The sequence below is a fragment of the Mesorhizobium sp. M7A.F.Ca.CA.004.12.1.1 genome (genome assembly GCF_003997835.1).
GTDB lineage: Bacteria > Pseudomonadota > Alphaproteobacteria > Rhizobiales > Rhizobiaceae > Mesorhizobium.
The window spans coordinates 1-11,621 of sequence record NZ_RZRK01000091.1 but is presented as its reverse complement, the minus strand read 5'-3'; the positions used below and the strand labels follow the sequence as shown (position 1 = coordinate 11,621).

Sequence of the window (11,621 nt, the reverse complement as noted above, 5' to 3'; positions counted from 1 at the left end):
GTCTGCCATGACGGACGCATCTTTTGCCCAACTGGGCACGCGCCCGCTTCAGCGGTTTTCAGAACTTCATCAAGCCGGTCAACGACCCGACCTTCCCTCGAGGAGAGCTGCCTTGCCGGAAAGAGGCAAATCCCTTGTCTGGCTGGTTGTTCCCCTCCCGCCACGCTGTACATGGGAGGTTAGTCCATGGAGGACATTCACCCCTTCTTCGGCGCCAACGCTGCGAGCGGAGTGGCTAGCTCCGGCCAGGCCGCGGTCCGGTGGGTCTGAAGCTGCGGGTCGCTGGTCGTATTGTCCCAATCGACCGCGAGGAAGCGTTTGCCGGTTATTTTGTCGCCCTCGCTGGTCAAGAGCGCCAGAATCATCGGAGCCATCATCTCGGGGCGGATAAGCGTCTCGCGATCAAGGCCATCCCTATCGGGAACCATGGCCGTGTCTACCGGCCCGCCCGGCAACACGACGTTGACGGTGATGCCTGATTCATCGAGTTCGCGCGACAGCATCATCGACCATGCTTCGAGAGCCGCCTTTGACGGTCCGTAGGGGGAAAAGCCCGGCCGCATCATGGTCAAGTAGCTCGTGCTGACGTTAATGATGCGGCCCCATTTCTGCGGACGCAGGCGCGGAACGACCTGGCGCGACATGTTGAACGTGCCGCAGACATTGGTCAGCATGAATTTTTTCCACAGTTCTTCGCTGACGTCTTCGATCTGCAAGGGGAGAGTCTCGTAACGTGGGTGCACGGCGTTCATGCCGAGCGCGGCATTGTTGATGAGGACATGCAATCCACCGAAATGCTCTGCAGCAGCATCCACGCCCCGTTTGCAATTCGCCGGATCAGTGATGTCGACCTGCAAGGCAAGGAACTTGTCTTTCCCAACGCGCTGCTCAACCCGGCTCACACCATCCAGATTGATATCCATGCCAGCAACACGCACCCCTTCCTTGACAAGCGCTTCAGCAATGGCAAGGCCGATACCTGCACCGGCCCCCGTTATGATCGCAACCTTCCCCTTGAAATCCGAATACGGCATAAATCCTCCCAATTGCGTGGCTTAGTCCGTCGATCGGGAACGTTCCGATGACAACGGGCCAACTAGTCGCCCAGGAGGCGACGCAGTTCTGATAATGATACGACGGCGTTAGCCCCAGTCGCGATTGGGAAGTGATGCATCGTCTCGGACGATGCCACCAGCGCTCATCCTTGGCCACGGCGTCACTTGCCAATCGCGTCGGTCGACCGTCCGCAATTCGGATAGCTCCCATGCAACTCTGTCAAGACCTGCGCGACACCATTTTTGGAAGGACTCAATCGCTGGCTGAGATGCCTGACGCGCCGGTTTTTCCCTCCTACCCGAAGTCACTCCTGAAACGCTTCCTCGCGCTTCGAGCGTATGCTGGGCAACAGCACCAGGACCAACAGTATCGCGGCCAGAACGATCAGCATGAGGCTGCCGGGCCGGGTGAGGAACACGGTCGGGTCGCCACGGGAAAGCACCATTGCCCGCCGCAGGTTCTCCTCCAGCATCGGTCCCAGCACGAAGCCGAGCAGCAGCGGCGCTGGTTCGAAGTCGAGCTTGATCAGGATGTAGCCGACGAGGCCGAACAGGGCCATTGTGTAGATGCTGAACGAGTCGTTGTAGACGCTGTAAGCGCCGATGCAGCAAATCGCAACGATCGCCGGAGCGAGGTAGTGGTACGGCACCATCAGCATCCGCACCCATATGCCAATCAGAGGCAGGTTAAGCAGGACCAGCATCAGATTGCCGACCCACATCGAGGCGATCAGACCCCAGAACAGGGCCGGCTGCTCAGTGGCGACATTCGGGCCAGGTGTAATGCCCTGGATAACCAACGCGCCGATCATCATCGCCATTACCGGGTTGGAGGGGATGCCGAGCGTCAGCATCGGGATGAATGAGGTCTGCGCGCCGGCATTGTTGGCGCTTTCTGGCGCCGCGACCCCTTGAATAGCGCCCTTGCCGAACTGCGACCGGTTTTTCGAGACACGGCTCTCGACCGCATAGGCCGCGAACGATGCCAGGACTGCGCCACCGCCGGGCAAGATCCCAAGCACGGTGCCGATGCCAGTCCCTCGCAAGACCGGGGCTATGACGCTCTTGAGCTCCGCAGCCGTCAACATGAGTTTGCTCACCTTGCGAACAATTACGTTGCGCTTCTGCTCATGCTCGATGTTGAAGATGATCTCGTTGATACCGAATACGCCCATGCTGAGCGCGACGAAATCGAGCCCGTCGGCCAAGCTCGGTATGCCGAACGTGTATCGCAGCGTGCCGCTCTCGACATCGGTCCCGACCAGGCCAAGCAGCAGGCCCAGCACGATCATCGCGAACGCCTTGAGCAGCGAACCTGACGCAAGCGTAACTGATGCAACGAGGCCGAGCACCATCAGGGAGAAATACTCTGCCGGGCCGAACTTCAGCGCAAAGCCGGCCAGCACCGGAGCGAACAGCGCCAGGATGAGCGTTGCGACCGTTCCGGCGAAGAACGAACCCAGTGCCGCCACCGCCAACGCCTGACCCGCCCTGCCCTGCTTGGCCATCTCGTAGCCGTCAATCGCGGTCACGATCGAGCCGGCTTCGCCCGGCAGGTTGATCAGGATGGCGGTGGTGGAGCTTCCGTATTGCGCACCGTAGTAGATGCCGGCCAGCATTATCATCGCCGTGTCGGGCGACAGGCTGAAGGTCAGCGGCAGAAGCATGGCAATTGTTGCCACCGGCCCGAGACCCGGCAAGACCCCGACAGCTGTGCCTAGCAGGCAGCCGATGAAGCAGTACAGCAGGTTCCACGGGTTCAGTGCCGTCTGGAAACCAAGCTCAAGATTGGAAAAGAAGTCCATGAAAAATGTTCTTCAGCTGGTGATTTTCACGGGCTGGGGGAAGCCGAAGGCCACCAGTAACCGAAAGATAGCCATTGCCCGATGATCGGGATGGGCAATCCGAGCGCATAGACGAAAAGGAAGGCGCAGACGAGAGACAGCACGAGGGCTAGCGTGATGGAGGGGATCCACTTCGTGTAGCTGCTGGCCATGGTCGTCGCCAGAATGCAGAGCGCCAGCGAGATGAACAGGCCGAGCCCTTTGAGGGTTAGGGCGAAGACCATGATCGAGCCCAGGACGAGGACAAGCGCACGCCAAGGGATCGTCAGCGCCTCGCCTGCCCCGCTTTTTGAACGCAATGCGTTAACGATGATGGCAAGCCCCAGAACGACCATCAGCAGGCTCAGAACGATCGGAAAGTAGCCCGGCCCCATTCGCGAAGCGCTGCCGACCGTCAACCCGCGACCGAAGTAAAGGAACGCTGCACCGGTGGCGAGCACCAGCGTCCCACTGATCACGTCTCTCGGCTTTTCAAGTTGAGATGGCATCGTGAGGACCCGGTGCATAAATCATAGGCCGAAGCAGCAGGAGCCATGGTAGGTCAGAACCTGCCTGGTTCGGGGTGCTTGATGCCGCTTGGCGATATGGGGCGATTGGCGGATTTCGCATCGAAAATTCCAATCCGCGCGCAACGTTCATGCCAGACTTAGGGCGGCCCAAAACGAATGAGCCGCCCGCGACGAACCGTCAATCGGTAATCCGGATGTTCTGCTTTTCGGCGATGGTCTTGAACGTGTCGAGTTGCTTGACCACGAAATCCTTGAACTCAGCGCCGGCAAGCGGCGACGTATACAGGCCAGAGTCAGCCAGACGCTTTGCCACTTCCGGCTTGACCAAGGCGTCGGCGACGGCCTTGCTCAGCTTGTCGGTGACCTCCTTAGGCATGTTCGCGGGACCCATGAGGGCGAACCAGCCCGTGACGGTGGCGTCGCCGAGGCCGGCTTCGGCCAAAGTCGGCACATCCGGCACTACCGGTACGCGCTCGGGAGAGGTCACGGCCAGCAGCTTGATGGTGCCAGTGTTGAGATGGGCGGAGATGTCCTTCACCGTGCCGAACATGCCGTCGATCTGGCCTCCGACGAGGTCGGTCACAGCACCGGCAGCACCTTTGTAGGCGACGTGGGTGATGTCGATGCCTGCCGCCAGGGCCATACGCACACCCTCAATGTGCAGCGAACCGCCAACACCCGAAGAGCCGTAGTTGAACTTGCCGGGATTGGCCTTCGCGTATTCGACGAAATCTTTCATGGCGTTGAGCGGCAGCTTCGTGCTGACAGCGAACACCAGTGGAAACTCGACGACCCGGGAAATGAAGGTCAGGTCGTCCGGGATCTTGTAGGCCACGTCCGGCTTGACGGCCGGCAATATCGCAATCGCGTCGTTGTTGCCAAACAGAAGCGTATAGCCATCTGGATCCGCGCGCTTGACGGCATCAACGGCGATCGCCGAAGAGGCGCCGGGGCGGTTATTGACGATCACCGGCTGTCCGAGGCTGGTCGACAGTGACTCGGCGAGGACGCGGGCGGCGAAGTCGGTTGCGCCACCGGGGAGGTAGCCGACGATTACTTCGATCGGCTTGTTCGGATAGTCATCAGCCGCCTTGGCGCAGTTGGCGCCAGCGAGCGACAGCAGTACCAGCGACAGCGCTGCCAGCATGGCATGGGCTGATTTTTTGTAGGATCCAATCATTCTTCTCTCCCTTTTTATTGCTTCTTCGAGGCTTCCATCCCGCAGCGAGACTTTGCTAGCGTCACGTCCCAAAGGAACCGTAGACAGCGCACCCGAATTCCTGCCGCCAACTAAAAGCCCATCACCGTTCCTCTTGGCCTCCCGCGGCACTTCGCGACGGCATGGCCGACGGCGCAGTACGGCGACCTTATAAAAAGAAACGGCGCAAAAAGGTGAGTCGTAGATTCTTATGCCGGCATCGCACACTGCGAGGATAAGGCTTCTGCTCGGAGCCAGGTGCCGCGGTATGCTTTACCGATAGACGGCGGAGCGGAGAGAATATGGCAAAGCATGGTAGAGCGAGCCAGGCCCGGTTGCGCAGCCGCAAGCATTACGAATGAGGGTGAGCGAGGAACCGTTCCGCCTCGATGGCGGCCATGCAGCCGAGGCCGGCAGCGGTTACCGCCTGCCGATAGACATCGTCGCTTACATCGCCTGCCGCAAAGACGCCCGGAACGCTGGTGCGCGTCGATCCAGGCTCAACCCAGATGTAGCCACCGGGCTTCTGTCGGAGCTGGTCGCCAAAGACCCGGACGGACGGGCTGTGGCCGATCGCGACGAACAGCCCGTCGGCAGGCAGGTTCTGCACGGCACCCGTTCTGGCATGCCTGAGGCGAATGCCTTCGACGGAGAGCGCCGGTTCTTCGTTGCCCAGAACTTCATCCACTACATGCTCCCAGACGACCTCGATTTTCGTGTCGTTGAACAGTCGTTGCTGCAGGATTTTCTCCGCTCGCAAACTGGCACCACGGTGCACGAGCGTGACCTTAGACGCATATTTGCTGAGGAATAGCGCTTCCTCGGCCGCGGTGTTGCCCCCGCCAACCACCACGACGTGCTTGCGGATGAAGAATATGCCGTCGCATGTAGCGCAAGCGGAGACACCGAAGCCGCGGAAACGCTCTTCCGAAGGCAGGCCAAGCCACCTGGCCTGGGCGCCGGTCGCGATGATGAGCGCCTCGGTCTCGTAGCGCTTGCCGGACGACGTGATTACCCTGAACGGCCGCTCGCTGAGATCGGCGGTTTCGACATGGTCAGTGACGATAGTCGCCCCGCAGTGTTCCGCCTGTTTCTGCATCTGCTCCATGAGCCATGGGCCCTGGACGATGTCGGGGAATCCCGGATAGTTCTCGACATCCGTGGTTACCGTCAGCTGTCCACCAGGTTGCGGCCCACAGATCAGCACGGGATTGCACAGCGCGCGTGCCGCATAGATGGCGGCGGTGTAGCCCGCCGGCCCCGACCCGATAATGATGACCCGTGTGCTCATTCGTTCGCCCAAGATTGCTGGTGGGTTTGCCCGGCTCGACGGTATTGCCCGCCCGCCTCGGTTATCCGCTGCCTCGCGCCCGCTCCGAAAAGCAGCGGTCCGACGTAGCCATCAGCTGGCATGGCGGGAGAGGCCGTCGTTGGCAACCGGGGCGGCGCTATTCCCAGAGGGCGACCGGCATCGGCAGACCGTCATAGAGTTTCGCGTCGACAGTCTTGGAGAGAGGAATATCAAAGCCTTCGAGTACCGCCTGCAACTGGCGCGTATGCTGCGCCGAGTGCCAGGTCTGGCGCTCAAGTACCTCCCAGCCCGAACGCACGCCATAATAAGTCCGGACGGTCCATAGGCAGGCGCGGTCCTGCAAGCCATCCCACCAGCCCGTCAGGGTCGCGATCGATGCGTCGGCAAAAGCAAGGATGTCGGCATTGTTCTTCATGTCATCAGGCGCGGGAAGATTGACGTAGTGCGCCCAATCCTCGAATTCTCCCGCGACGTTGCGGACGAATACGTCAGGTATCTGGAAAATGTGATAGGCAAGGCCAAGGACCGTTCGCTCCAGGCGGTTCGGAATGGGATGGTGGCCGAGCTTGTCCACCGGAATCTCCACGATCAGTGATCTCGCTACCGCGAGAAATTCCTGCCAGCGCCGATGGAGCTCTTCAGGCGGCAGTCGCTCGACGCCGTCTCGCTTCCTGCCGACGAACTCGGCGACCTGGTCGAGCGACTGGGCGAAGGTGAACTTCTCGCCGCGCGATACGACAGGCAAAGACTTCGCGCCGAGCTTGGCGAGGTCGGCTGCGCCTTGCTCGTTCTCGAGCAGGTTCACGGATTCGAACGGCACGCCGAGACTGGTCAGGAACTCCTTCGTCTTGACGCAGGCCGAGCATCCAGGCACCCAGAAAACCCTGATCGGATCGGTGTACATGTATAAATCTCCTGCTCTTGAACCGAGAATCTTGAAATCCTTCGATTTGCGTGCGGCGCGGCGGACCACGCGACCCCAGTCGGGATCAGCCGGCAAACTGTAGCGTCCCCGGATTGTCTAAAGCGTCGTGGGCAGCAACTGAAGACGCCATTCGGGAAGGGGGGCATCGTGATCGGCGATGTGCCGGGCCGCGGCATCGTCGGGCACGATGCTTTCCTTCCCGTTTGCGACTTTCGATCATGGAAGCCTGCTTTTAAGAGAGGCCGAGACTGGCGCCACGTCCGCGTCGGCGCTCTCGTCTGAACCATGAAGGGGCAAAGAGAGCATTCAATGCCGAGCAGCCGGTCAAACGCTATCAGAGCGGGGCATGCTCCATTTGGCCCGGGGGTGTGCCGGCGAAGATGAGCTGGGCTCCTACCACCCGCCGCCTCCCGTAGGTTCTCACCACCAGACGGATGCGGGCGCCAACATTGAGGGATTGTGAATGCGACTTGCGGGAAAGACTGCGCTGATTACCGGCGGAACGAGCGGCATCGGGCTTGCTGCGGCGCGGACATTCGTCCGCGAAGGCGCGCGTGTGGCGCTCTGCGCACGCGACGGCAAGAAAGCCCAGGCGCTGGCAGCCGAGCTGGGTCCGGGTAGTGTCGGCGTCCACATGGACGTCTCCGACCTGGACTCCATCGCGGCTGGTGCGGTGCTTGCCTCGGAAGCGCTCGGAGGCATCGACATCGTCTTCGCCAATGCCGGCATCACCGTGTTCAAGCCGTTCGCCGACTGGACCGGCGAGGATTTCGATAAGCTTTTTGCTGTCAACACCAAGGGCCAGTTCTTCACGGTCCAAAAGGCAGCACCCTTCATGCGCGATTGCGGCGTGGTGATCCTGACGGGGTCGATCGCCGCCAAGACCGGTCAGCCCAATATGGCACTGTACGCGGCTTCGAAGGCTCCGGCCTTGGCCCTAGCCAAGGCGATTTCGGCAGACCTCTTGTCGCGCCGCATCCGTGTCTTCTGCCTGTCGCCAGGACCAACCAAGACCGCCGTGTTCACCAGCGAAGGACCGTTCGCCAACGGCGCCGAAAAGGCGCTGGCGACCGTTCAGGCACGCGTGCCGATCGGCCGCGCCGCCGATCCATCCGAGCAGGCGGAAGTGGCGCTTTTCCTCGCCTCCGACGCCTCGTCCTTCATGCTGGGCACCGAGATCGTCGTTGACGGGGGCAAGAGTCAGCTTTGAGATGACCGCTCGGCGGGCCTGTCCCTTGAAAGATATGCGGCATTGTTAGGAGCCAGCTAACTGCACTGGCTTCCAAGCCCCAGGGGCCCCCCGTGTTGCTTGAAGAGAAGTAGTTTGGACGGTCTGTTCGGATCGACGCCCGTTGCCGGGAGTCGGGTTGGATGCGCCCGTGGACGAGCGTCGGGAGGGGAAGCTGTCCACCCGACACGCCTTGGCCAGAATCGATGGTGAGCCGATCAACTCGGTGCGACAATCGCCAGTCATCGCGCGTTGCGATGACACCCTTCCCAACAAAGACTCCTTGGGGCGGACGTCACTACGTTAGAAAATGGCCCCGAACGTATCGGCGGGCGCCATGCTACTCACCGGCTGCGGCTGAGCATCACCGCCTTTGGTTGCTTGCTTCGTTTGATCTGCTTCCTATGGGAGAAAAATATGATGAGCTTAGGCCGGCCTCGCGCGGCTCTCACCATGCTGGACAAGATCTGGTCGCAGCACAGCATCCTCGACCGCGCGGACGGTGAGACGCTGCTCTATGTCGACCGGCATCTCATCCACGACGGTTATCAGCCAGCATTCGAGTTCCTGCGGGCGCGCGGCTTGCGCCCGAGAGCTCCTCATCAAATTTTCGGCACGCCCGACCACTACGTGCCGACTGACGTGCGTCAGGTTGCGCGCATTCCCAGCGCCGAGCGCCGCGGCATGGTCGAGTCGCTGATGGAGAACGCCAAGGAGCTCGGCTTCACCGTGTTTGAACTTGCCGACAGCCGGCAGGGCATCGTGCATGTCATCGGCCCCGAGCAGGGTATCAGCCAGCCGGGCATGACCATCGTTTGCGCCGACAGTCATACCTCGACGCACGGCGCGCTGGGCGCTCTGGCGTTCGGCGTCGGCATGACGCAGGCAACGCAGGTGTTGGCCACCCAAACGCTATGGCAGCGCAAACCGAAATCCATGCGGATTTCCGTCGAGGGCGAACTGGGCTTCGGCGTAAGCGCCAAGGACGTCATTCTCGCCATTATCCGTAAGATCGGCGCCGCTGGCGCGGTCGGCTATGTCATCGAATATGCCGGCTCCGCCATCCGTGATCTGACCATGGAAGGCCGCTTGACTGTCTGCAATATGTCGATCGAGGCCGGCGCGCGCGCCGGCATGATCGCGCCAGACCAGGTGACGTTCGACTATGTGAAGGGCCGGCCCTATTCGCCCTCGGGAGAAGCCTGGGACAAGGCGGTCGAGCGCTGGTCGCAGCTCGGCTCGGATCCCGACGCCGTGTTCGACAGGGAAGTCACACTCGACGCGGCCGAGATCGCGCCGATGGTAACCTGGGGCACGAGCCTTGAGGACGTCGCTCCAATCGACGCGCTAGTGCCAGACCCGGATCGCGCCAACACCGCCGAGCGCCGCGAAGCCATGTCGAAGGCGCTTACATATATGGGACTCGAACCCGGCACGTTGCTGGCTGAAATCCCGGTCGACCGGGTATTCATCGGCTCGTGCACCAATGGCCGGATCGAGGACTTGAGATCCGCCGCGGCGGTCGTCAAAGGCCGGACGGTCCATCCGAGAGTCGAAGCTTGGATCGTGCCTGGGTCTGGCCTGGTCAAGGCTCAGGCGGAGGCTGAGGGGCTGGACAGCATCTTCCTCCACGCCGGTTTCGAGTGGCGCGAGGCGGGCTGTTCGCTTTGCCTGGGAACCAATGGCGAGACCGTGGCTTCCGGCAAGCGCTGCGCCTCGACCTCAAATCGTAATTTCGTCGGCCGACAGGGTCGCGGCGCACGTACCCACTTGATGAGCCCGACCATGGCGGCCGCAGCCGCTATCACCGGCCACCTCACCGACGTTCGCCAGTTTCAGCGAGGAGAATGACCATGGAACCGTTCAAGTCGGTCACGGCGACCGCCGTTCCCTTTCCTGGCGTCAATGTCGATACCGACCAGATCCTGCCGGCGCGCTTCCTTTCGAAACCCCGCGCCGAGGGCTTTTCCCAATATCTCTTCCACGATCTGCGCTTCGACGACGGCGGCAAGGAGCGGGAAAATTTTGTACTCAACACGCCACCCTATCGCCACGGCGAGATCTTGGTTGGCGAAGATAATTTCGGTTGCGGCTCGTCGCGCGAAAATGCCGTCTGGGCGGTTGCGGATTATGGTTTCCGGGTTGTCGTCGCGCCGAGCTTTGGCGACATCTTCTTCTCCAACAGCTTGAAGAACGGTCTGCTGCCAGTGGTACTGAAACGCGACGCAATCAGCAGCATCATGATCCAGCTCAAGGAACAACAGGGGGCGACCATTGAGGTCGATCTCGCCGCACAGACTCTGACCGCCCCGAACGGAGCGGTCCATTCCTTCGAGATAGATGAGTTCTCCAAGCACTGCTTGCTAAACGGCATCGACGAACTCGACTACACGCTGTCACAGAAGGACCAAATCGATGCCTTCGAGAAGCGCCACGCGGCCGAGCAGGGCTGGACCGTTCCGGACTGATAAGCGCGAATGCCTTCATCGCCCAAATGGCAGGTTTGGCGTAGCAAGGAACTTGTTGTCTATCGGCCGCGACCTTCCGGCTTTTGCGGCCGCCACGACTGCCGACTACGTCTTTAGAACGTGAAGTCATGTCGAGGAGTGACCCCTAAAATGAAGTTGTTGCATTATGGCCCGTTGGGCCAGGAAAAGCCCGGAATGCTCGATAAGGACGGCCGCATCCGCGACCTATCTGGCAAGGTGGCCAACATTGCCGGTAGTACGTTGCTTCCGGAAAGTCTTGACGCACTACGCGCCATCGACCCGATGACCTTGCCCTTGATCGAAGGCAACCCGCGCCTCGGTGCCTGCGTTGCCGGCACCGGCAAGTTCATCTGCATCGGCCTGAATTATTCCGACCACGCCGCAGAGACGGGCGCGACGGTGCCGCCGGAGCCGATCATCTTCATGAAGGCCACGTCGGCCATTGTCGGCCCCAACGATCCGGTCGAAATCCCGCGTGGATCACTCAAGACCGACTGGGAAGTCGAGCTCGGCGTCGTCATCGGCAAGACGGCAAAATACGTGTCGGAGGCCGAGGCGATGGACTATGTCGCGGGCTATTGCGTCATCAATGACGTTTCCGAGCGCGCCTTCCAGGCTGAACGTCAGGGCCAGTGGACCAAGGGCAAGTCCTGCGATACGTTCGGACCGACCGGCCCGTGGCTGGTGACGGCCGACGAGATCGACGACCCGCAGAACCTCAAGATGCATCTCGAGGTCAACGGGCGCAAATTCCAGGACGGCTCGACCAAAACGATGATTTACGGCGTCCGCTATCTGGTGTCCTACCTGTCGCAGTTCATGAGCCTGCTGCCGGGAGACATCATCTCCACCGGCACCCCTCCTGGCGTCGGCCTAGGCCAGAAACCGAACATCTTCCTCAAGGCAGGCGACGTCGTTACGCTCGGCATCGAGGGCCTCGGCATGCAGCGTCAGGAGTTCTACCAAGGCTGACAGGGGCACACGCCCTGCACAGCGGCAACGGTTCGGGAAACTCGGCTACGACAACGTCGCGGTGCGCGCGGCGTCCGGCCAGCCCATGG

Annotated in this window: 10 protein-coding genes; 4 read left to right on the top strand and 6 right to left on the bottom strand. The window is 61.3% G+C overall.

Annotation, left to right across the window (positions count from 1 at the left end; genetic code table 11):
- Window positions 1-197 precede the first annotated feature (197 nt).
- The 6 genes from EN984_RS07315 to EN984_RS07290 all read right to left on the bottom strand — a co-directional run bounded on the left by EN984_RS07315 (window position 198) and on the right by EN984_RS07290 (window position 6,822).
- Window positions 198-1,034, bottom strand: a complete 837-nt coding sequence (locus EN984_RS07315; RefSeq protein WP_127267273.1) for an SDR family oxidoreductase — start codon at window positions 1,032-1,034, stop codon at window positions 198-200.
- A 326-nt stretch (window positions 1,035-1,360) separates the two neighbouring features.
- The gene (locus EN984_RS07310; protein WP_127267272.1) at window positions 1,361-2,860 is read right to left on the bottom strand and encodes a tripartite tricarboxylate transporter permease; all 1,500 of its coding nucleotides are present in this window, start codon (window positions 2,858-2,860) and stop codon (window positions 1,361-1,363) included.
- Window positions 2,861-2,886: 26 nt separating this feature from the next.
- The gene (locus EN984_RS07305; protein ID WP_081714390.1) at window positions 2,887-3,405 is read right to left on the bottom strand and encodes a tripartite tricarboxylate transporter TctB family protein; all 519 of its coding nucleotides are present in this window, start codon (window positions 3,403-3,405) and stop codon (window positions 2,887-2,889) included.
- 181 nt (window positions 3,406-3,586) lie between these two features.
- Window positions 3,587-4,555 (bottom strand): tripartite tricarboxylate transporter substrate binding protein, encoded by a 969-nt coding sequence (locus EN984_RS07300; protein WP_164748757.1) that lies wholly within the window; start codon window positions 4,553-4,555, stop codon window positions 3,587-3,589.
- Window positions 4,556-4,958: 403 nt separating this feature from the next.
- Window positions 4,959-5,897, bottom strand: coding sequence for a thioredoxin-disulfide reductase (gene trxB / locus EN984_RS07295; protein ID WP_032899518.1), 939 nt, complete (start codon window positions 5,895-5,897; stop codon window positions 4,959-4,961).
- A gap of 157 nt (window positions 5,898-6,054) precedes the next feature.
- Complete coding sequence (locus EN984_RS07290) at window positions 6,055-6,822, bottom strand: glutaredoxin domain-containing protein (protein ID WP_024504884.1); 768 nt, start codon at window positions 6,820-6,822, stop codon at window positions 6,055-6,057.
- Between the two features lie 484 nt (window positions 6,823-7,306).
- Between EN984_RS07290 and EN984_RS07285 the strand changes: the two genes are divergently transcribed.
- From EN984_RS07285 to EN984_RS07270, 4 genes are all read left to right on the top strand, one after another.
- A complete protein-coding gene (locus EN984_RS07285) occupies window positions 7,307-8,053 on the top strand; it encodes an SDR family oxidoreductase (RefSeq protein WP_024504883.1) in 747 nt (248 codons plus the stop codon).
- Between the two features lie 471 nt (window positions 8,054-8,524).
- The gene (gene leuC, locus EN984_RS07280) at window positions 8,525-9,922 is read left to right on the top strand and encodes a 3-isopropylmalate dehydratase large subunit (protein ID WP_245456763.1); all 1,398 of its coding nucleotides are present in this window, start codon (window positions 8,525-8,527) and stop codon (window positions 9,920-9,922) included.
- A 2-nt stretch (window positions 9,923-9,924) separates the two neighbouring features.
- A complete protein-coding gene (gene leuD, locus EN984_RS07275) occupies window positions 9,925-10,539 on the top strand; it encodes a 3-isopropylmalate dehydratase small subunit (protein WP_127267270.1) in 615 nt (204 codons plus the stop codon).
- A 150-nt stretch (window positions 10,540-10,689) separates the two neighbouring features.
- The gene (locus EN984_RS07270; RefSeq protein ID WP_127267269.1) at window positions 10,690-11,532 is read left to right on the top strand and encodes a fumarylacetoacetate hydrolase family protein; all 843 of its coding nucleotides are present in this window, start codon (window positions 10,690-10,692) and stop codon (window positions 11,530-11,532) included.
- Window positions 11,533-11,621 lie beyond the last annotated feature (89 nt).